Source organism: Pseudanabaena yagii GIHE-NHR1 (genome assembly GCF_012863495.1).
Taxonomy (GTDB): Bacteria; Cyanobacteriota; Cyanobacteriia; order Pseudanabaenales; family Pseudanabaenaceae; genus Pseudanabaena; species Pseudanabaena yagii.
Genome location: NZ_JAAVJL010000006.1, coordinates 43,301 through 65,473, shown reverse-complemented (window position 1 = coordinate 65,473; position 22,173 = coordinate 43,301). Strand labels below are relative to the sequence as shown.

Below are 22,173 nucleotides of genomic sequence, written 5' to 3'. Positions count from 1 at the left end.
TCCTGAGACAGTTAATCTTTATAATGGCAACTTTGCGATCGCCCAGATCGCCATCAATCAACCTGCCACCACCTACAATAATCTCTGGTCAGCTTCATCAAATCCAGAATCCAGATTTACACTCGCATTCCTAACTCCCACTTGCTTTCGCAGCAAAAATCATCCTTTGCCTTTACCGATTCCCACCAATATTTTCCACAGCTACCTCCGTCGCTGGAACAACTTCGCGCCCGAAGCCTTCCCTCAAGAAGAGTTTTTAGCATGGATTGAACAGGTGGTTTATATAACTAACTACGATCTTGAATGCACTAAGGTTGCTGTTGCCAAACAGGGCTATGTGACTGGATTTACAGGCACTGTCGAATTTGCTATCGATCTCAAAGCATCTCGAAATTCTGACTTTGAAAGATTACTCTCGGCTCTAATTAAACTCGCAGCCTATTGTGGCACAGGACATAAAACTACTTTTGGGCTAGGTCAAACGAGACTGATTGGGAAGAATGAAGTCGGAAGTGCGAAGAGTGAAAAAGCAACAATTACAACCACTCCTATTCAAGAACATTTAATTAAGAGAATCGCTGAGCTAACAGATCTATTTCTGCAAACCAAAAAAAGGCAAGGCGGTGATCGCGCTCAGAACACGGCGACAGTCTGGGCAACCATCTTAGCTCGACGTGAACTAGGGGAAAGCTTGAAGGCGATCGCGATCGATCTCGATATGCCCTATGAAACGGTTAGGAAATATGCCCAAGCTGCGCGTAAAGCGATCGGCATTTTAGTAGAAAAAGTTCCATAAATCGGCGTTCGATCGCGCACGGGTTGCTTTTCGGTAATGCGCCCCAACTGATGTGCCACTTCTCAGTACCTGTTTGCCTAATACTTGCGCTTCGGTAGTTTTGGGCATGGCTGTATATAGTTTCACAATTCTCAATGCAAAGCTTTTAGTGCGATCTCGTAGGTCAAACATAAATTAGAAAGGCGGAAGAAGGAAGGCGGAAGAGGGAAATTTAAAGGAGGAGGACGGAAGAGCGAAGAATGAAAAAGTTAGGAATTTAATTCTATATTATTGCAGAAAATCTTCGATTTTTTCTTTGTTTCTTCATTCTTCGATCTTCCGTCCTTCCCCCCTTCCCTCTTCGATCTTCATTCTTCGACCTTTCTCTCCCGTTTCCGTCCCCGCGAACTAAAGACGAAAGAGAGAAGACGGAAGATCGAATTTAGCTTTAAGTTTTTAACAAATTATTATTTATTGTTTTTAATAATCATTACTATTTTTTCTTGTTTTTTCGTATTTTCTTCTTTTCTTCATTCTTCGATCTTCATTCTTCGATCTTTCCCTCCCGTTTCCGTCCCCTTGCGGGGTAATGGGTTTGAAACACACTACCCTGAAGATATGGCAGAAGAAATGGCTTACCAAATTGTTTCCGTCCCCTTGCGGGGTAATGGGTTTGAAACATACCGTGCAATCTTGGCGCAGGTTAGCACCTTGCTAGTTTCCGTCCCCTTGTGGGGTAATGGGTTTGAAACGATAAAAGTCATCAATGTTGGGGACTACAAACCCTCCCTCGTTTCCGTCCCCTTGCGGGGTAATAGGCGTGAAAGTTAATCGTTGAAGGTACAGCTTCTCCAACTGGTGACGGTGTTTTGTTTCCGTCCCCTTGCGGGGTAATAGGCGTGAAAGAACAAACGAAGTAGCAACAGAATCTTTACAGTTTTTTGTTGTTTCCGTCCCCTTGCGGGGTAATAGGTTTGAAACTTTACTCAACGCACAGGCAAACAACTAGGGGCAAAGACATTTTACGAGTGGTTTCCGTCCCCTTGCGGGGTAATGGGTTTGAAACGCTTCTGTTGTTCCAACTTCTTTTGTTAGCACTTCCGTTTCTAGTTTCCGTTCCCTTGCGGGGTAATGGGTTTGAAACGTTAGATAGCTTCAACCTGCTCGGAGATAAACATGAATACGGTTTCCGTCCCCTTGCGGGGTAATGGGTTTGAAACATTAGCGATCCATACGCTCTGTCAGCTGCATTATCAGAAGCTCCAGAGTTTCCGTCCCCTTGCGGGGTAATGGGTTTGTAACCCCTGTAATTTTCGAGCTATACCTAGTAACCTTTTCAAGAGGGTAAATCTACACACCTCACTTTAGTCTCAATAAGAACACCTTATTGACAGAATTTCAAGAAAATGGATATCTTGTAACCCTTACTGGGTAAAGCATCGACACACATCAACGAAATTATGCGGTTTTCAAGGTTCGGAGGGGGTGCGTCGATTTGACGATACAAATCAGACTAAAGGCTAAAAACAAAAAAGTCAACCTAAATAATGTAAACATTTGGTGGCGGCTTTGGCAACGCACTACCGATCGCCAAAGCCTTTGGCAAAGCATCAGAAGGTATCCAATAAAAACGCACATTATCCTCCTATAGTTTTACTCGTTTTTTCACCTGCTCATAAAGCTTTTTCATTTGATCCAGACTAACAAAGCACTCAAACACACTTTCCTGAACCCTACGCCCATGCCCCTCTAGAAACTTTGACAACTTGAGACAGCACTTATCGTCTCTTATCCAAAAACTCACGCATCATTTGATTAACCAACTGCGGTTGCTCTTGCTGCACCCAATGACTGCAATTAGGAATATAGCGAATCCGCAAATCCTGCACATACTCCTCCGTACCATAGGTTAATTCCTTGCCCAAAAAACGATCCTCCTCACCCCAAATCATCAAAGTCGGAATTTTGAGAATACCCCACACTTTCTTTTGGGATAAATAGGTAGGTAGATTGCGATAGTAATTAATCGCCCCCGTCAAAGCACCCCGCTTAGCAAAAGCATTTTTATACTGCTCAATATCCGCATCCGTAAAAGCACTCTGATCGATCTCCATCCCTCGAAAAGCCTCCTCAATGAGCCGATAGTCATTTAACTGAATCAAGAACTCAGGCAAAAATGGAATTTGAAAAAACGCAATATACCAACTCTTCAGCATCTGCTGCGGAGTCTTTAGTCCTGCCGCAAACTTAGCAGGATGCGGCAAGTTCATCACAATCAAACGACTCACTAACTCAGGATAGGCATAGGCAAAAGACCATGCAATCGCTCCTCCCCAATCATGACCAACCAGAATACAACTCTCATAGCCCAAGCCCTCGATTACTCCTCTAATATCTTCCACAAACTCGGACATCACATAAGCAGATAGAGATTGAGGCTTATCACTATCGTTATAACCGCGCAGATCGACAGCAACAACTTTATGATCTTTCGCAAATTCAGGGATTTGATGTCGCCAAGAGTACCAGAATTCTGGAAATCCATGCAGCATCAACATCAGTGCACCTTCACCTTCGGTGACGTAGTGCAATTTTATGCCATTCGTATCAATCCTATCGTGATGCCAAAGCTCTGCGGTCATAATATTTTAAGTGTAACAATTAGTGCAAGTTGGCTCTAGCAAAAGTTAGAAGTATCAACTGCATTATCTATCCCCGAATGACGATGATTTCCCGACCTGCGGGACTAATGACATTTTCAGTCGTAGTGCGATCGCTAATCGGCGGTAAACCAGAACGGCGATCAAAGATCACCAACCAACCAGTATCCAAACTCAACCCCGACAAATACTTATCGATCTGTGGCAAACCTTCCTTAAGCGGATCGGGTCTTTTATCAGCCCATACCTTCAATTCCATTGCCAAAGTTTGTTTACCATAGCGCAAACAAATATCCATCTTACCCGAACCAATCGCATATTCCCTTTCCAATGTGCCATTACCATTAACCACCCGATGCAAAAACGCCATCATCACCAGATGAGGCGCAATTTCAGGATAATTAGCGCTCTTGAATAATGGCTCACCATGTTGCCGCCAGAACTTGAGAAAAGCATCAAGAAGGACTTGAGCATTAAGACTTCCATCAGCATTCAACCAACTAGGTTGAATCATCGGCAGACTATCCTGCACCCCTTGAGATAAAACCCTAGGAATCACTTCTTGATAGATGGGATTCGCAATCTTTAAGCCTCCTTCCTGACTCCGCACCACTAAACCCAAGTCCAACAAATAGCGGCGATCGTCATCGGGAGTATCTCCCAGCTCTAATCCCGATAAAATTGGTTGAATGATTGCCCTCACTCTATCTTCTCGCAATCTTTCGGCAAGGCTATCTAAATGTGTATCTTGCCTCTTAATCAGTATTTCCTTCGCTTGATTCACTAACTCAGGAGTAATGGGAATAGATGGATCTTTAGCTATGTATTCCACAATTTCCTTAGCGATCGCATTGACTAGCCAAGGCTGACCCTGAGTCAAATGAAAAGCTAAATCAACCGCTTCAGGTGTAAATATCTGTCCTGTGGCATCTGTATGCTGCTGATAAAGATTCCGCACATCCTCAAGCGTAAAGTTACTCAGTGTAAAAGAACGCACTTTGATATTAAAAGGACTCGAAGTATTCAGGCGATCGCTTCCTCCTGATGCATATTTATAATCTCGTACATCGCGCATCCCCACCAAAGCAACTGACTGCGGAAATCCCTGCGGACGATTGGGAAAGCCTGAGCGGATTTGTCTTAATACAGAAATTAGCGTTTCATTACTCAAGGCATCAATTTCATCCAAAAAGACCACTAACGGACGAGAAGACAACTCTGCCCAGCGACTCAAGGTTGTGCCAATTCTTGCCCCTGCTTCTGTATCTCCCCACTCTTGAGGTTGCAATTCTTTAGGTAAGCGAAACCGTATCGACTGTTTCCACTCCCCTAAAATAGCTAGTTCGGCTGCTCCCAAATCGTCTGAGAAAGCTGCTCCCACCTCTAGAGACAACATAACTGCCGTATATTGACTACTTGCAGTTAATTCCTGAGCCAGAGACAACATCGCTGTCGTTTTGCCCACTTGCCTTGGTGCATGAATCACAAAGTAGTTACGCTGGGCAATCAAATTCACTATTTCAGGCAGCCGATCTGTAGATGGCAGCATGTAATGAATATCAGCTTGACAAGGACCAGCAGTATTAAACCATTTGGGCATGACGACAACTAAGCTAACGGACAAATACCCCTTCAATATATCGCAACGTGCCAAGCAAAGTCCTCAAACCTTGAATTTACGTTGATAGTAACGAGTATTTATGCTTATTCGTTTTATTTTGATAATAAATAATTGATGAATATCAGCATCGTTCTGTTTCTTGACGCTCTCTTAGGTTCTTATTGGCGCAGGGTTTACCAATGCTTAAAATCAAAGCTAAGTTCTACGAGTACCTTGGTGGATTCTCCTACTAACTGTTCTCAAGTCTCCCAAAATTTGAAGATGATTCTAAATTGCTAGATCTAAAACTCATAATTCATGTCTATCCAATATTGCCAGTCTGCTAGTGCTTCTTCCGTGTTTGGGTTTGTGGAATGAGTTGGTATGGCTAGCATAGACTCAATGTGCAACTATTTTTGCCCTGATTACCATGAGGTTATTTGAGCCCCCCAAATCAAACCTGCTTATTGGTTCAGGATGAGAAATCAGGAATCTGAAGGATTTTAGTTGCACATTATGTAAACAAGAAAAGAAATTGTTAACTTTTATTTTATTTTTAGATGCGACAATTAAATCAGCATATAAATCAGCATATATTCTTGTATATGTTTGATATGTATTAGCTTTCTTAAATATCAACGATTGAAAATTTTCAATGGTTATAACGGGAAACTAGTTTAGATTCTATCAACAGGAAGTTCAGGTCGCTTCATAAGTCTTCTCGCCCATCTAGATATTAGTCTACAGCTAGATAGAATGAGTAACTATAACTCCAAAGCTTCGACAGATGGTAACAAAAGTTCTGAAAGCAGCTACTTTACTACACCTCCATCCATATCCTTACCTAAGGGAGGTGGTGCAATCAAAGGCATGGGTGAAAAGTTTACGGCTAATCCTGTGACGGGAACTGGCTCGATGAGCATTCCGATCGCAACTAGTCCTGGGAGATCTGGGTTTGCGCCACAGCTTTCTCTCTCATACGATTCGGGTGCAGGCAATGGTATCTTTGGACTGGGCTGGAATCTTTCACTACCATCGATTACCCGCAAGACTGATAAAGGGATTCCGCGCTATTGGGATACTGAAGAGTCCGATGTTTTCATTCTTTCAGGTGCAGAAGATCTAGTACCTGTCTTGAATGATGAAGACAAGATTGCGGACTTTGATCGCGATGGCTATCGGATTCGCCAATACCGTCCTCGAATTGAGGGATTGTTTGCACGGATTGAAAGATGGACAAATGCGATCGAACCCGCAGATGTATTTTGGAGGACGATCTCCAAGGACAACATCACAACTTGGTATGGCAAAACGGAAGAATCGCGCATAGTCGATCCCTCTGACAAGACACACATCTTTAGTTGGTCGATCTGCGAGAGTTATGACGATAAAGGCAATGTGATTGTCTATGAGTATCAGAGAGAAGACGATCGCAATGTTATTACCTCTCAGACTAACGAACGCAACCGCTCGCGATCAGCTAATCATTACCTAAAGAAAATTTTTTATGGCAATCATCAGCCTTATTTTCCTAGTCATATTGTTAATACGAATCCACCTAGCAATGACAACTGGTACTTTGAAATAGTTTTTGACTACGGTGAACATGATGAGGATAATCCGAAACCTTTAGATTCTCTTTCTAACCATTGGATTGTACGCCAAGATCCATTCTCAAATTATCGTGCTGGATTTGAAGTGCGGACTTATCGGCTTTGTCAAAGGGTGCTGATGTTTCATCATTTTCCAAATGCAGCTGAGGTGGGGCAGGATTGTTTAGTGCGATCGACGGATTTGAACTATTCCTACGAAGATAACCCGACATATACTCGTAATCCTATTTACTCCTTTTTGCGATCGGTGGAGCAGGTAGGTTATAAGCGTAGCTCTACAGGTGGCTACATTAAAAAATCTTTACCACCAGTTGAGTTTACCTATAGCGAACCCCATATTGATGAAACAGTTCGTGATGTCGATCCTGTAAGTTTAGAAAATCTGCCTCAAGGATTGGATGGGACTCGCTATCAGTGGGTGGATTTGGATGGTGAAGGATTATCTGGGATTTTGACAGAACAGGGAAATGGTTGGTTTTACAAGCGTAACCTTAGCCCGATTAATGTGGTTCTTGAAAATGGCAAGAAGCATATTGAAGCACAATTTGCTCCTGTTGAGTTAGTGGCCAGTCAACCCGTTGGCGGCTTGGCAAATGGCGCTCAGTTTCTCGATCTGGCTGGAAATGGAAAGCCCGATCTGGTGACGATGCGTGGAGCGGTAGCAGGTTTTTATGAGCGCACCCATGATGAGGGATGGGAATCATTTATTGCTTTTAAGTCTCTGCCTGTTTTGGATTGGGATAATCCGAATCTCAAGTTTATCGATCTTGACGGAGATGGTCACAGTGACATTCTAGTTACGGAAGATAATTGCTTTGTTTGGTATCCGTCGCTAGCTGAAGAGGGATTTGGCGCTTCCGAGCGCGTGTATCAACCTTGGGATGAGGAGCAAGGACCGAGAGTAGTATTTGCGGACAGCACGCAGTCGATTCATCTGGCGGATATGTCGGGGGATGGGTTGACGGATATTGTACGAATTCGCAATGGGGAGGTTTGCTATTGGGCAAATCTGGGCTATGGGCGGTTTGGGGCAAAGGTGACGATGGACAATGCGCCTTGGTTTGATATGCCCGATATATTTAACCAACGGCGGATTCAGTTGGCGGATATTGATGGGACGGGGACGACGGATATTTTGTACTTCAGTAGTGAAGGGGTACAGGTTTATTTCAACCAGTCGGGGAATGGCTGGTCGGCAAAGCGATTGTTACGATCGTTTCCTGTGATCGATAGTGTTACCTCTGTTACTGTGGTCGATTTACTGGGTAATGGTACGGCTTGTTTGGTGTGGTCATCACCGATGCCTGGAAATGGTCGTAGGGTGATGCGATATATCGATTTGATGGGTGGACAGAAGCCACATTTGCTGATTAAGACGATCAATAATCTGGGTGCAGAAACGGTTGTAGATTATGCACCTTCTACGAAGTTCTATCTGCAAGATTGGTTAGCAGGTAAACCTTGGATTACAAAATTACCTTTTCCCGTGCATGTAGTGGAAAAGGTCACAGTTTTTGACAAATGGCGCAATACCCGTTTTGCTAGCACCTATAGCTATCATCATGGCTATTTTGATGGCATTGAGCGAGAATTTCGTGGCTTTGGACGAGTTGAGCAAACTGATATAGAGGATTTTGGGATCTTTTCCTCGGAAAATATTTCCAGCCCTTACATTAGTGATGACCGAACGCTTTATCAGCCACCTGTGAAAACAATTACTTGGTTTCATACGGGAGCTTTTTTTGACCGCGATCGCATTTTGAACCAATTTCAGCAAGAGTACTTTGCGCCGCAGGCTGAATCGCAACAGGGTAGCGATCGCTTTAGTGAGCAGTTGCTTCCAGAACCAGATTTGGCTGACTTAGATTTATCGGCTGAGGAATGGCGGGAGGCTTTGAGGGCTTGTAAGGGAATGATGTTGCGACAGGAAATATATGAACTAGATGTAGATGTAGATGCTTTCGCAAGGGAGGAGGAGCAACGAGTTACCTCAGATCTTGCACCATTCCTGAATATTCTAAATGGGAATAGGTTTAAGAACAATTTCAAAGCCATGACGAGCAGCAATATCGGCATTAATTCGGATGTATCGGAGAAGCTTCAACCAAAGGACAGAAGGGAATAAAACTGAAAGAGTTAAATCAGATGTAGCTTTCCAATCCAAGATAGGAGGACTCGACCATTGATCAATCCAATGAGCCAAAAGATAAGCAAGGAGAGAGAGGATAAGCCAACGGTAAACACCAAGTTTTGTCGATTGTCCAAAACAATGCAAACCAAAACGATGTTTGATGGTTTTGAAGAAACCCTCAATTGCCCAACGCTTACGCCCCAATATAACCAGATAAGCACCAGAATAAGGATGAGAAGAGACAACAAAGCGTAACTCACGTTTATTATCGGCTCTTTTGAGCCAGAACCAAGAGATGCTCAAAGGCGTAGTTAGCCCTTCGAGCATCTCTTGTTGTCCACGTTTGCCATGGCGATAAAGTTGTTTGACAGTACGTCCATCTTGAAGTTTACGATTGTTGCGTACACCGACAACAATGCGCCAAGACTTGACTCGGACAGAGTTGAAAAACTTGATGGTACTAAACTCAGTATCAGCAAGGACAATCACAGTTCTGTTTTGGGTTAGTTGCTTCGGGACTGTCCCCAATAATTTACAGGCTAAGTCAGAGGGACTGGGGTATCCTTTACCTCGCCATACTCTAAAACTCCACGGTACGCGCCACTCTCCATAGACCAGATACAGTACAACCAAATGTAGTCCTCGCTTGCCGTTGAGTATTCTCACCCATGGGTCAGGTTCGTCTTTAGGGGGATTACTCAAATGTAAAAACTTGCCGCTTTTTTCTAGGGTGGTCAAGTCTATCAGTATCTTTAATGGCACTTGTTTCGATGGACGATACTTGGCGATTTGTCCCAAAACTGCCTGCCTTGTTTCTCGAATCAACCCTTTCGTTGACCAGTTATAGTGATTGAGAAATCGACTTAACGAACTGGCTGATTTTATCTGTGTATGTTCTGGATATGGATGCCCTTGTGCTTCGAGGAATAGTCCCAATATTGCATTCAGACTTGCTTTTTGATACACACTTGGCATCAGACAAATTAGGCTATACACTAGCCCTTGGGCGTACTTAACGATGCTTTCCATAATCGTTATTAAATTTTCTACTACGCCCTTTTTTTCACATCTCTACTTTTTTTGCAACCTTTTTTTAGATTGGTGCAAGATCTCAGTTAAGCTCTTTTCGACTGCATATCACAACTGCCATATTCAACGCCTTCAACATCGTGGGACTAATCGCCATGCAGTTTTTCTGGTGACGGAGAGTGAAGCGATCGCCTATCATTATGAGTTGGATTTACGTTCGGAATCTGTGCAGCCCGATCCCCGTATTGCCCATACTCTCAATCTACGCACGGATGAATATGGCAATGTGTTGGAGTCAATAGCTGTCACCTATCCCCGCATTGGGAGGTATTTAGATTCCACCCTGCGTGATGAATACTTGAACTTGATTGCAGGTGTGCAGCAAGAAAGGCATCTTGTCTACACAGTAAACCGTTTTACTCCCCCTGTCATTGGAGATAACCATTATCGATTGCCTTTGCCTTACGAGGTCACAACCTATGAACTGATGGGGTTTTCACCTAGTTCACCAATATATTTCACCCTAGCTGAATTACGGAATGCGAATCTTAGTAACCCTGATTTAGAGATTCCCTATCACATCAATCGCACGACTCCTGCAAAGAGATTAGTAGAGCAGGTACGAATGCTGTATTTCCGTGATGACATGCAAACTCATCTCCCCTTGGGACAGGTCAATGCTTTAGCAATGCCTTACGAAACCTATAAACTGGCGCTAACCGATGATTTGTTGAATGCAGTGTTATTGGCGCAACTGACTCCAGATGTGAGGCGGGATTTAGCTGATGCGGACTTGAGTGGCTACCCTGATTGACTGACAAAAGTGGTAAGAGAAGTTGCGAGAAAGTATACAGAGATTGAATTTGAGTAAAAAAGAGGCGTATGCTGTTTTTTGAAGAAAAAGGAGCATAGGACAAATGACCCAAAACGCCTCACGTATCTATAATGAACTAATAAAATTCGGGAGTCAATACAGCCAGTGGTCAGATGTGCGCCATTTGGGAGTAATGGCGTGGATGATGGTGGGAATGATCGCCACAGGGAGTGTGAATTTAACGAAGTGGTTAAGCCATATCAACACAAAAGCATTGATCGCCCAAAGCACGCAAAGACAACTATCAAGATGGCTGAACAATCCGCGCATAAATCCAGCTAAGCTATACAGTCCAGTAATCAAAGAGTTAATCGCTAAATGGAAAGAGCCAGAAATATATCTGAGTTTTGATACCAGTCAACTGTGGGAAGAATACAGCATGATCCGATTGTGTGTAGTTCATCAGGGAAGAGCTTTACCGTTATGTTGGCGTGTAATCAAACATCGCAGTAGTAGTGTGGAGATGAGTAGCTATCAAGACATGCTCAAACGCGCATCGAAACTGTTGCCCGTGAATGTCAAAGTAGTTTTATTAGCAGACCGAGCATTTGCTAATCCAGAACTGGTGCGCTATGTGTGGGAATTAAAATGGCAATGTCGGATTCGGATCAAGGGTAATTTCTGGATATATGCCCCCAAGCATGGCTGGCAAACAGTCAAACAATTACATCTTCGTCTTGGTGAAGCTAAGTTGATCCACAATGTTAAAGTTCACAAAACTGAGTCCAAGCGTCTTACCGATGTGCATATTGCGGCGGCTTGGGAATCTGGGAGCCGAGAGTATTGGTATATTCTCAGTACTGAACCTACCACACTCCAAACTTTTTGGGAGTATGGTCTGAGATTCGATATTGAGGAGAATTTCTTGGATGATAAATCTAATGGCTTTGATTTAGAATCTTCGCGTTTACGTTCGGCTCCTGCCATTTCTCGCCTTTGTTTTGTGATAGCACTGACCACCTTGTTTTTAACGGCTCAAGGACTGGCGGTTGCTGATTCTGGCTATCGTCGTTTGGTTGATCCTCATTGGTTTCGTGGGCTTAGTTATCTCAAGATTGGCTGGAACTGGATTCACACCGCTATCACTAAAAACTGGGCTTTCTTGCCTTTCTACTCTTTTACTTCTTATCTTGACTCTCACCCTGCTATTGCTTCTCGTCGAAAACATCTTCAGAAATTATTCCGCATTGAGTTCTATGCTTCTACTCTCGACTATGCTTCATAGACTTTTGTCAGTCAATCAGGCTGAAGGCTTACTTCCGTACTTATAGCCATCAGCTTTGAGTTCGTCTTTAATATCAAAAGTTCCACCTTTTTTTGTATCGGTTTGATTATAAATCTTCATAGTAATGTACCTAATCTCATCAATAGGAGATGGATACATTGACCAGTTAAAAGTGGGAATTGTGATTTTCTTAGTTAATTCTTCAACAAAGGGAGGTACTATACCTCCATCGATTATTATGAATAAATGCTCTTTAGCACGGGTTAAAGCAACATAGAAAAGTCGCCTCTCTTCATCTATGATTTTGTCGATACTATCCCCAAAAATACGACTAAATAACAAGTCGGGATGTATAAGAGGATAACTCTCTGTATCTAATAGAATTACCACTTGCCCTTCTTTACCTTTAAATTGATGAGCAGTCGAAATAGTAACTAATTTTTTTTGAGTATTAGCAATCTTAAGCTTTTTAAGAATATTAGACAAAAAACTCTCAATATCTTTTCCCTTAAAGTCATTTTTACGAGTAATTAATACTACTTCTTTCCCATCCTTAATTAATTTACTTAGCAGCCTCAATATGGCGGGAGTAAAAGAGTCATTCTTATACTCTGTTTTTTCAATAGTAGACAAATTAAATTTGGCAAGATTAACTACATCAACTATTCCTAGTTCTTCTGTAGATGCTTTTGCGGCTATACCCTTCCCTTCCATTAATTTATTGCCAATCTCAACTATCTTAGTTTTCGATCTATAGTTGGTTGGAATGTTTAACTTTTGTGATGGATTAAATATTTGCGAAAATTTCTCATAGTAGTGAAGATCAGAGCCAGCAAAACCATTTATAGCTTGCCAATCATCACCAACGCAGAAAAATAATGCTTCACTATTTTGATTTCTAATTGCCTGAACTAAATTATAGAAAAGTAGCGAAAAGTCCTGATACTCATCAATCATGATGTACTTCAGTGATTTTAGATCGCCAGATTCCGATTTGCGTTTAAATTGAGTAACTCCATCATTTAAAAGTTGGGATGCTCGTTCCATAAGTCCATCAAAATCTTGTTCACCTGTTGCTTCTAGACGTTCTAAGTATGACTTGTAGAAAGCTTGTCCAAGATTTAGAAATCTCCATTCAATTTCACCTGTTTCAGAATTAATAAACTGATGGTTATCAATCTTTTGGCTAAGCTGATCAGGGGTTAAACATAGCTTGCGCGAACGCTGCATTAAACTAACCATTGCTTTTGTAAATCGATCTACAGCCCTATCTTTAATTTTCAACCAAATTTGTTCATCACTTAAACGGTTGAATTCAACTCTCATTATTTCTTGTAGAGTAATTTTTAAAAAGTTATCAAAACTTTCACGTCCTTCTTCTCTCAAGATTTGTAGATCTAGTTCAACAAAATCCCATTCAAAGTTATCTTGCCAAAATCGTCTTTTTTTAGCTGACATTTCATCGTAGTCAGGATCACCTTTCATTCCAAAATATTCAATTACAACTCCTTTTTTCTCAGAAGTGTTAGAAAAAATGGTGAAGTCAGGATGATAGTTCATTCCGTCCCACCAAACATGACGTTCATAAGCAAATTGGATATTGTGTTCAAACAAAAAATCAGCAATTACTTTCTCTCCGTATGATTTGTAATATCTACCATCAATTCCCATCTCAGTTAAAGAACGTCGGAATTGAATTACTTCCTCAGGAGATTTATCGAAACCTTGATGAACAATTTTTGACCAGTCTTCCCTAAATCTTTTTATCATTAGAGTTTTAATCTCTTCATAATAATTGGGAACACGTAAATAGTCATCAATAACACTCTGCAAAGCACGGCTTTGGTCTTGTCCTCCTTTAGGTGCATTGAATAGAAGCTTTTCTGTAGGATGAACTATTGCACGAGCTAAAGCGTGAAATGTCATCACATGAGGCATATCATTTGGCAGATGTTTTTTTAATCTGTCTGTGATTTCTTGCGCTGCTTTACGATTGAATACGAGTAGTAATATTTCTGATGGATGTACACCACAATGCTTTTGTAGAAAGATTGCACGATTAACAAGTGTAGATGTTTTACCACTACCAGCCCTTGCTATTACTTGTACATGGCTATTTACCGTACCAATAGCTAAGGATTGTTCTAGATCGGGTTTATTGCCTAAATTATTCCTTTGTACCCATGACCGAATAAATACTTGTTTCTTTTGTTGATACTCCACTGGTGAAATAAATGGGAAACAGTGATTCTGATAAAAATCGTTAGCTACTAAAAAATCTTTTTCAAATAATTCATTTAATTCTTCAAGTAAAGAAGCTCTCTTTTTCTCCCAAAATAACTTCTTTTTATGATGATATTCTTCAGTATTTATGTATTCTGAGCAAGCGTCCGCATAAAATTTATCTGCATTTTTATAGTCATCCTGAATAAATAAATCTTCTAATTGCAAAAATAGTGATTGCTTTAAATTTTGAAAAAATTGATTGCGTTTGTTTTGATAAACTTCATACGAAATATACTCACTGCATTCATGATGATAGTAACTATCTGCTTCGTGAAATTCAAACCCAGATAATAATTTTTCTAATTGTGAAAATAGTGACTGCCTTAAACTCGACAAAAATTGATTGCGCTTGTTTTGATAAATTTCATGCGAAATATACTCACTACATTCATGATAATAGTAATCATCTGCTTCAGAAAATTTAAGCTCAGATAGCAATTTTTCTAATTCACTTAGCAAATAAGAAAGATCTTGTGAAAAATCATCTAATCCGTCTTCCCATGGTATAGATTGGTGATTAAAGTATTCTTCTTCAAGATACTTTCTATAATTATCAGCAGAATCAAGATAATCATCGCTACTCAAAAAATTTGATAATTCTCTTTCATATTCGTCAGAATTGAGAAAATCATCATCATTAAGTAAATCAGATTCTATTCTTTCAATTGTTTTTTGATCAAATGCTCTCTGCTCCATTTGCTCATGTTGCTCGAAATTCTGATACTCTTCTTCAAGCAATTTGTAAGAGCGTGAATTTAGATGAACATCGCAATTTTGACTATTAAAATATTCATACAAGTTCTCTAAAAGTATAGGAGAAAATTCAATATCTTTAAAGTTATAGTGTAATTCATGCCATGAAAATTGAACTATTTTCCCAGAAAAGTTAATATGAATATCCTTTTTATGGACATCCATAATAAATCGATTGTTATCAACATATGTAATTATTCCCCAATCTCCATCATACGTTTGTATTCTTGACCAAATGGCATTTTGCCACTTATTTAGATCATTGCCCGCATATTTAAATAACAGTTCTAATCGCCATTCGTACATTGTAATTACCTAGATTGTTAGTCGAATAGCCTCAAACGCATGGCTCACATTGACCAAAACCTCATCAATAGATTCCCCCCTCAGTAACTAAATCTGGCAAAAGTGGAGAGGTCACCGTAAAAACCTTCAGACTGTGGAGTTAATAATAATGGGATTTTGTAAAGCATAGTCATAACTAGATTTGTCTAGATATTAATTTGCAAAACTAGTATTAGGCTAGCATTTTAAGACTAAATGGTGAAAGGTGTTAATTTCCTGACAATCGAAATAGTGATTATTAGCTAAAATCCTGTTTTAATCCGTCGTCAAGTTTTGTAGAGCGATCGCTATTCGATGAGACTGTTAAAAGCGATATGATGAAACCAAAAGGTTGACTATTCACTATGCATATAGATCCCAGTACAACATCCTCGCAAGACAACTACAAACTATTAACCAATCTGGTAGTTCCGCGCCCGATCGCATGGGTGACCACTCAAAATAGCGAAGGAGTGATCAACCTCGCCCCCTTCAGTTTCTTTAACGCGATCGGTAGCAATCCCTTGTATCTCGTTATCAGCATCGGTAACAAAGACGATGGCAGCCCCAAAGATACCGCTGCCAACATTATCGCTAATCGAGAATTCGTCGTTAATCTCGTCACAGAAGATTTGTTAAACGCGATGAATATCTCCGCCGCCAACTTCCCAACTGAAGAGAGCGAACTCACCGCCGTTGGACTCCATGGAGCCGCATCAAAACGAGTCAAAGTAGCCCGTATCGCCGAAGCGAAAGCAAGTTTAGAATGTGTACTGCATAGCCAACAGCCATTAGGAGCTTATAACCTCATCATCGGTGAAGTCGTGATGTTTCATGTGGATGACAGCATCATTGGCGATCGCTACCATATAGATGGATTTGCGCCCATCGGTAGAATGGGTTCCCCTGCCTACTATTGTCGGACAACCGATAAGTTTGACCTTCCACGCATTTCTTACGAGCAATGGCAACAAGATAAATACCAATGAGTTCAAAGCAAATTCTATGCAAATTCAAGCGCTTTCTCATTCGACACTCTCATCTGCGGTTGAATTAGCAAACCTAGTTTTTCCTTATCAAAAATTACTAGAAAGAGCAGACTTAGCTTTCCGACTAAGCCTGTCATCTGGATGGATACCAAAACTAATTCTTCGACTAGCGAGTGTTGCGGAGGCTCGTTATTGGGTTGCTCTGAACGAAGATGGAGATGTAATAGGAGTCACTGGACTTTATAAGTATCTTAATGCTAAAGATGATTCACTTTGGCTGGGCTGGACTTGTGTTTCTCCTATGGCGCGAGGTAAGGGAATTGGCGGACAACTAGTAGATTTTGCGATCGCTAAGGCTCGTTCAGAGGGCAAACAATTTCTAAAGCTTTATACCTCTAACCATCCGAATGAAGCCACCGCGCAGTATCTCTACGAACGTAGAGGTTTGCAAATCGTTAGCGAAAAAGAAATACGAGGAACTCCTTTCAAGAGAATATATCGTGAACTAGAGCTTAAACCCAAAAATGATTTCATCGGCTAACGTAAGTTAGTAAAGTAATTACCAGCAAACAGGAAACCAACCATGAAAACCAGAAAACTAGGCAATCAAGGACTAGAAGTATCCGAACTGGGACTCGGCTGTATGGGAATGTCTGAATTTTATGGCAGTGGTGATGAACAAGAAGCGATCGCCACAATTCACCATGCTCTAGACCTCGGTGTAAACTTTCTTGATACCGCCGATATGTACGGACCCTTCATCAACGAAAGGCTAGTCGGCAGAGCCATCAAAGATCGCCGAGATCGCGTCATTCTCGCCACTAAATTTGGTAATGTTCGCAGTGCTGAAGGTGGGCTCGGTATCAATGGTAAACCAGAATATGTGAGACAGTCTTGTGATGCGTCACTACAGCGCTTAGGAGTAGATGTCATCGACCTCTACTATCAACACCGCGTTGACATAACCGTACCCATTGAAGAAACCGTTGGCGCAATGGCAGAACTAGTCCAACAAGGGAAAGTCAGATATCTAGGGCTATCCGAAGCTGCCCCCGCTACAATCCGCCGCGCTCAAGCAATCCATTCTATTTCTGCCCTACAAACAGAATATTCCCTATGGAGTCGAGATCCTGAAGATGAGATCCTACCAACATTGCGAGAACTAGGAATTGGCTTTGTACCCTACAGCCCCTTGGGAAGAGGATTTCTAACAGGTGCGATCGCTAGTCCCGATGATTTTGCTCCCGATGACTTTCGACGGAGATCGCCACGCTTTCAAGGTAAGAACTTTGCCAAGAATCTCGAATTAGTAGAACAGGTAAAAGCGATCGCCAATGAAAAAGGAATCACGGCAGGACAGTTAGCCCTAGCATGGCTCTTGGCTCAAGGCGATGATATCGTGCCAATCCCCGGAACCAAACGTCGTAAATATCTCGAAGAAAATATCGGTGCGGCTACAGTGACTTTGACTGCTGAAGATATCCATCGCATCAATGCAGTAGCACCTCAAGGCATTGCCGCGGGCGATCGCTATCCTGCCCAAAATATGAGTTCACTTAATCGTTAAGCCTACTTGCTCGAAACATAGACGGGACAGATCATCAATATCTCCCGTCTACCTTCACATATCTATCATCATTTAATCAAGTTCCCATACTTAATTTCGGGCTTAATCGCATCAGGGGGATTGAGTAATTGTTGCATTACAGTATTGAGATCGCGTATTCTTTGCTTCATCAGAACCCATTGCATTTCAAGTTTGAATCGGGGGTTGATATAAATCATATATCGATCGCCTTTTAGTAAACTTAAAATTTCAGCCAACTAATTTTATGAAAACAATTCGCTGGATTCGGATAATTCTCTCAACGATTTTTATATTGTTGGGATTGGCTTTTGGCTCATATTTCTATATCAAAGAACATTCACCCGCGATCGCTACTTTCGATGGCTGTGCTTAGCGATCGCTTTTCTACTTTGGGAAAGTGCGGTAAAGAGAAAGAAAATAAAAAAATAAGGGATAGCGAGTCATCCTGAATATGAAGTAGTGGGAGAACCGAGAGAATTCCTCTATGATTCGCCCAGGGCAACCGCATAAAAAAGTGAATAAAATTGGGAGAAAATAACAAAAGAAAAACAGCAATGAATAACCCTATCGAAGTCAGTTTGCTAAGACACTTTGAAGGAGTAGAAGACCCGAGAGATAATCGAGGGAAAGAGCATAACTTGCTAGACATAATCGTAATCGCAATTTGCGCGGTGATAAGTGGGGGAGAAAACTGGGAAGATATAGCGCTATTTGGAGCATCAAAACAAGAATGGCTGGGGACATTTCTTGAACTACCGAATGGGATACCCTGTGATGACACATTTGCAAGAGTGTTTGCACGAGTGAACCCGCAACAGATGCAAAATAGCTTCATCAGTTGGGTGAAATCAGTAAGTCAAGCGCTGCAGGGAGAGGTAGTAGCCATTGATGGCAAAACCTTGAGACAATCCTACGACCGAGGAGCAGACAAAGGCGCAATTCACATGGTGAGTGCATGGGCAAGCGCAAATCGGTTGATATTAGGTCAATGCAAAGTCGATGAAAAATCCAACGAAATCACCGCCATACCAGAGTTATTAAAACTGCTGGAAATTAAAGGTTGTATTGTGACGATTGACGCAATGGGCTGCCAGAAAGAAATAGCTAGCCAAATCGTGCAACAAGGAGCCGATTATGTCTTAGCGCTCAAAGGTAATCAGGGAGGACTATTTGAAGATGTGCAGTGGTTATTTGAGCAAGCTATAAACACTGATTTTGTGGATGTAGACCATGACTTTTGCCAGTCCATAGATAAAGGACATGGGCGTTTAGAAATTCGACGTTGTTGGACTTTATCTAACTTGGATTACCTGACTCAATTGCCTCTATGGGCTGGTTTACAGACTATTGCCTTAGTTCAAAGTGAACGCAGAATCAATGGGAAAGTCTCCTCTGAAAATCGCTACTACATTTCTAGCTTGCCTTCCAATGCAACCGTTATTGCTGAGGCTGTTCGTACTCATTGGTCGATTGAAAATTCATTGCATTGGGTTTTAGATGTCTCTTTTCACGAAGATGCTTCCCGTATTCGCAAAGATAATTCTCCTGAAAATATGGCGATGCTGCGTCACTTTGCTCTTAATCTCTTAAGTCGCGATAAGTCTTCTAAGTTCAGTATGCGGGCGAAACGTAATAAGGCGGCTTGGGATCTGGCTTATCTTATTCATCTCCTTAACCTTTGACTTTTTATGCGGTTGCCCTGATGATTCGCCCTATAGACCGTCACCCTTAAAGCATCGCGAAGTCCAAATTCCAATTTGCAAATTCTAGTTTCGCAAAGAAGAATCATCTATTGGCGGTGCAAAGCACCGCCAATAGATGATTCTTCTTTGTCTTTTGTAAAGTTATTATTCTAAAAATCCTCTATTTTGTAAAATTGTATACAATAAGAACGTCTTACATATGCATTAGCGATTAAATATTTGGAGTTAGTTAGTATTATGTTGGGTCACAGCAGAGCAGCTCATTATCAAGAAGGCTTACGAGATCGCGATGCAGGAAAGCTGCCACGCAAAAAAAACTCTGATTATCTAGAAGCGTATCTTAGCGATCGCCCAGGTGGTCTAGATGTAGTGATGGACTATTTCCCAACGATAGAAGAATATATTCATTGGAAGTTAAATCACTCAAAGTCTTCAAGTATCTAAATAGCTAAAGCCCAAGCAAAGATTGGCGGCGCTTTGCGCCGCCAATCTTTGCTTGGGTTCTTGAAAGGAAATAAAAAAGCTTGCATTTTGCAACCTAATACAACAGGTATGCCAAGTTATGTCAAAGCCGAGTTAGCGATTGCCTATCAATACACACGAGAAATGGATGCTCGGCAGCTCGATCTAGAAATTTGCATAGGTAGTCGTATTCCAAGTAGCAATTAGCGAGGTGCACCCAAGAAATCCCGCTTACCAATCTCAACACCACAATGTCTGAGAATGTCATAAGCCGTCGTTACATGGAAATAGACATTTGGCAAAATGAAAAATAGTAAATAATCTTGTCCTGCAAAAGTCATCGTCTCCTTACCCACAGGTAAAGTAATAACTTTCTCTTCAGAGCCATCAATTTGTTCGGGAGTGAAAGACTCAATATATTTAACTACACTCCGAAGGCGATCGCCCAATTCGGCAAAGGTAGTTTCGTTATCTTCTATCACTGGAGCTTCTACACCAGCCAATCTCGCAATACCACGTCTAGCAATATCAGAGGCAATATGTACTTGACGATTGAACGGCAACATATCGGGAAACAAACGACTGGCAATAAGTACCGCAGGATCAATTTTTTTGGCTTCAGCGTGGGCTGAAGCTTTCTCAAGGATTGCAATTAAATTATTAAGAGATCGGACTAGGGAAGGAACCGCAACTTGATACATGGAAATGGTCATTGATATTTCTCCGATTTCTTTAATTTCTGAATAAACTCATTTTTGTATCCTAAATTACTATAACTGATCTTTAGATCGCTTCAAGCTTTGAATGCTTTTGCCGATGGCTTTCGAGTCGTTCGAGTTCAGCTTGCAATTTAGCAAGTTCTGAGGCTGACTTGCCCTTCCGCAAAATTGGAGTCTCCAATAAAGCTCTTAGATAGCCAATTCTACTTTCAACACCTGATACAGGTTGATTTTTCCTTGGTTCATAGAGACGCAAGCAATCGGCATTGGCTGTTTTGGGGGATGGATTTTGAGAGCGCTCTCCTGTGGAAATTTCAGCTTTTGGCGGACTAAGCCTGCCATGCGTTTCAATCCACATCGGATCGCTACTTTTTTGCTGTGGCTTTGGCGATTGCGTGGAAGCTTGAAAATCAACGTCGGCAAATTTTGGCAATTCTTGCCCTCGCAGGGGCGTTTCAGATCGGGCTAACGCTTTATATAGGGCTTTTTCTGTAACGTCTCTTTCTGTCTGGCTTTCAGCTTGTTCGATGTTTGGTGAAATCGCGGGGGAGGATGGTTCGAGATTGTCTGTGTTTGGTCTGTTACTCGTTTCTTTCTTTGTTTCGGTGAATTCTGGATGCCATAGCTCTTTGTGGTCGTATAGGGTTTCGACTGATACTTTTGCTGTTTTGGCGATCGCTTGTGCCATCCCTCGGATTGTTTCGGGCATTTCTCCTGTTGCTTTCAGTTCGGCTACTGCGTTGCGGATGCGCTTGTGCCGTTCTGCTTGTCTTTGGGCTTTTTGGTTTGCCATTTCTTCTCTGTCTCCTTCTTCGGTTGTTTCGTTGTTTTTGCTGCCCCATGGAAAGTGATTTTTTAGACACCATTTGGCGATGTCTTTGGCTTTTTGGGGCAGTCTCTTGCTGTCGCCGCAATATTTGATAAATCCTGCGGCGGCTTTTGCGGTTTTGGTGATGTATTCGGCGATCGCTTCGATTTCTTCACATCCTAAGAAGACTCGGGCGTATTTGCCCATCAGGTATAGCAGTTGGTTGCTTTGCCCTTTTCCTGTCCATCCTGCTTCGATTTGTTTTTCGAGGTCTTCTCGCCATTGAATTGGGCGGCGGTTGTCTTTGGGTGATTGATAGTTGGCTTTCGCTTCGGCGATCGCTTGGTTTAAGAGTTCTAGGTCTTGTTGCTCTTGGACGGTTAACCATGTTTCAACGAATTGATTTAGGTCGTTGCCAATTATCTGGAGGTCATTGTTTAGGAGGTAACTGCCTGTTTGCAGGGGTAGTCGATGTCCGTTGTATTCGGATTCGTATCGTTTGGTGTTGGGGAAGCTTTCGATTACTCCTGCGGCGATTTCGCAGTTGTTTTTTTGCAGGCAGCTTTTGATCGCGCAGGCGAGTCCGAAGCTGGGTACTTCTTGCCATAGAGGGTAGTAGATGTGAAGTCCTTGG

General features: G+C 41.8%; 19 protein-coding genes, 2 pseudogenes and 1 CRISPR repeat array. Of the genes and pseudogenes, 12 read left to right on the top strand and 9 right to left on the bottom strand.

Annotated elements, in window-relative coordinates:
- Nucleotides 1-796: CRISPR system precrRNA processing endoribonuclease RAMP protein Cas6 (gene cas6 / locus HC246_RS24795; protein ID WP_169366095.1), on the top strand; the 796-nt coding region annotated here is incomplete at its 5' end.
- Here the strand turns inward: cas6 and HC246_RS24790 are convergent.
- The 4 genes and pseudogenes from HC246_RS24790 to HC246_RS24770 form a co-directional block, all read right to left on the bottom strand.
- Nucleotides 797-967, bottom strand: a pseudogene (locus HC246_RS24790) (four helix bundle protein); the annotation flags it as partial.
- Nucleotides 968-1,342: 375 nt separating this feature from the next.
- Nucleotides 1,343-2,073: a CRISPR direct-repeat array (repeat unit 31 nt; unit sequence GTTTCCGTCCCCTTGCGGGGTAATGGGTTTG).
- 242 nt (nt 2,074-2,315) lie between these two features.
- Nucleotides 2,316-2,579: pseudogene (gene cas2 / locus HC246_RS27095) on the bottom strand (CRISPR-associated endonuclease Cas2).
- Entirely contained in the window at nt 2,554-3,417 is an 864-nt protein-coding gene (locus HC246_RS24775) for an alpha/beta fold hydrolase (protein ID WP_169366093.1), read from the bottom strand. Before HC246_RS24775 ends, cas2 begins: the two are co-directional and overlap by 26 nt.
- A 67-nt stretch (nt 3,418-3,484) precedes the next feature.
- Entirely contained in the window at nt 3,485-5,035 is a 1,551-nt protein-coding gene (locus tag HC246_RS24770; RefSeq protein WP_169366098.1) for an AAA-like domain-containing protein, read from the bottom strand.
- Nucleotides 5,036-5,791: 756 nt separating this feature from the next.
- Here HC246_RS24770 and HC246_RS24765 point away from each other — a divergent pair.
- Nucleotides 5,792-8,773: a SpvB/TcaC N-terminal domain-containing protein gene (locus tag HC246_RS24765; protein ID WP_169366092.1), complete on the top strand. Its 2,982-nt coding sequence runs from the start codon at nt 5,792-5,794 to the stop codon at nt 8,771-8,773.
- Here HC246_RS24765 and HC246_RS24760 read toward each other — a convergent pair.
- Nucleotides 8,666-9,808 carry a transposase gene (locus HC246_RS24760; protein WP_225903043.1) on the bottom strand — a complete coding sequence of 381 codons (1,143 nt, stop codon included), beginning with the start codon at nt 9,806-9,808 and terminating at the stop codon, nt 8,666-8,668. The genes HC246_RS24765 and HC246_RS24760 overlap by 108 nt on opposite strands.
- Between HC246_RS24760 and HC246_RS24755 the strand changes: the two genes are divergently transcribed.
- Nucleotides 9,798-10,622: a toxin TcdB middle/C-terminal domain-containing protein gene (locus HC246_RS24755; RefSeq protein ID WP_169366091.1), complete on the top strand. Its 825-nt coding sequence runs from the start codon at nt 9,798-9,800 to the stop codon at nt 10,620-10,622. The two genes, HC246_RS24760 and HC246_RS24755, sit on opposite strands and share 11 nt — an antisense overlap.
- Nucleotides 10,623-10,725: 103 nt before the next feature.
- Nucleotides 10,726-11,907 carry a transposase gene (locus HC246_RS26150; protein WP_169361634.1) on the top strand — a complete coding sequence of 394 codons (1,182 nt, stop codon included), beginning with the start codon at nt 10,726-10,728 and terminating at the stop codon, nt 11,905-11,907.
- Nucleotides 11,908-11,922: 15 nt separating this feature from the next.
- On the opposite strand, the gene HC246_RS24745 is transcribed toward HC246_RS26150, so the two are convergent.
- Nucleotides 11,923-15,252: a UvrD-helicase domain-containing protein gene (locus HC246_RS24745; RefSeq protein ID WP_169366090.1), complete on the bottom strand. Its 3,330-nt coding sequence runs from the start codon at nt 15,250-15,252 to the stop codon at nt 11,923-11,925.
- A gap of 383 nt (nt 15,253-15,635) precedes the next feature.
- Between HC246_RS24745 and HC246_RS24740 the strand changes: the two genes are divergently transcribed.
- Genes HC246_RS24740 through HC246_RS24730 form a run of 3 tightly spaced genes read left to right on the top strand, consistent with a single transcriptional unit; the run spans nt 15,636 to nt 17,826 of the window.
- A complete protein-coding gene (locus HC246_RS24740; protein WP_169366089.1) occupies nt 15,636-16,259 on the top strand; it encodes a flavin reductase family protein in 624 nt (207 codons plus the stop codon).
- 16 nt (nt 16,260-16,275) lie between these two features.
- Nucleotides 16,276-16,800 (top strand): GNAT family N-acetyltransferase, encoded by a 525-nt coding sequence (locus tag HC246_RS24735; protein WP_169366088.1) that lies wholly within the window; start codon nt 16,276-16,278, stop codon nt 16,798-16,800.
- 42 nt (nt 16,801-16,842) lie between these two features.
- Entirely contained in the window at nt 16,843-17,826 is a 984-nt protein-coding gene (locus tag HC246_RS24730; RefSeq protein ID WP_169366087.1) for an aldo/keto reductase, read from the top strand.
- Between the two features lie 68 nt (nt 17,827-17,894).
- Here HC246_RS24730 and HC246_RS24725 read toward each other — a convergent pair whose 3' ends face one another.
- Nucleotides 17,895-18,044, bottom strand: coding sequence for a hypothetical protein (locus HC246_RS24725; RefSeq protein ID WP_169366086.1), 150 nt, complete (start codon nt 18,042-18,044; stop codon nt 17,895-17,897).
- 47 nt (nt 18,045-18,091) lie between these two features.
- On the opposite strand from HC246_RS24725, the gene HC246_RS26630 reads away from it, so the two are divergent.
- From HC246_RS26630 to HC246_RS24710, 4 genes are all read left to right on the top strand, one after another.
- A complete protein-coding gene (locus tag HC246_RS26630) occupies nt 18,092-18,220 on the top strand; it encodes a hypothetical protein (protein ID WP_263972580.1) in 129 nt (42 codons plus the stop codon).
- 181 nt (nt 18,221-18,401) lie between these two features.
- Nucleotides 18,402-19,529 carry an ISAs1 family transposase gene (locus HC246_RS24720; RefSeq protein ID WP_169366085.1) on the top strand — a complete coding sequence of 376 codons (1,128 nt, stop codon included), beginning with the start codon at nt 18,402-18,404 and terminating at the stop codon, nt 19,527-19,529.
- Nucleotides 19,530-19,787: 258 nt separating this feature from the next.
- A complete protein-coding gene (locus HC246_RS24715) occupies nt 19,788-19,994 on the top strand; it encodes a hypothetical protein (protein ID WP_169366084.1) in 207 nt (68 codons plus the stop codon).
- 87 nt (nt 19,995-20,081) lie between these two features.
- Nucleotides 20,082-20,219 (top strand): hypothetical protein, encoded by a 138-nt coding sequence (locus tag HC246_RS24710; protein ID WP_169366083.1) that lies wholly within the window; start codon nt 20,082-20,084, stop codon nt 20,217-20,219.
- On the opposite strand, the gene HC246_RS24705 is transcribed toward HC246_RS24710, so the two are convergent.
- Together HC246_RS24705 and HC246_RS24700 are read right to left on the bottom strand one after the other, a co-directional pair.
- The gene (locus HC246_RS24705) at nt 20,216-20,725 is read right to left on the bottom strand and encodes a DUF1993 domain-containing protein (RefSeq protein ID WP_169366082.1); all 510 of its coding nucleotides are present in this window, start codon (nt 20,723-20,725) and stop codon (nt 20,216-20,218) included. The two genes, HC246_RS24710 and HC246_RS24705, sit on opposite strands and share 4 nt — an antisense overlap.
- A gap of 70 nt (nt 20,726-20,795) precedes the next feature.
- Entirely contained in the window at nt 20,796-21,746 is a 951-nt protein-coding gene (locus HC246_RS24700) for a hypothetical protein (RefSeq protein WP_169366081.1), read from the bottom strand.
- A 179-nt stretch (nt 21,747-21,925) separates the two neighbouring features.
- Between HC246_RS24700 and HC246_RS24695 the strand changes: the two genes are divergently transcribed.
- Nucleotides 21,926-22,108 carry a hypothetical protein gene (locus HC246_RS24695; protein WP_169366080.1) on the top strand — a complete coding sequence of 61 codons (183 nt, stop codon included), beginning with the start codon at nt 21,926-21,928 and terminating at the stop codon, nt 22,106-22,108.
- Nucleotides 22,109-22,173 lie beyond the last annotated feature (65 nt).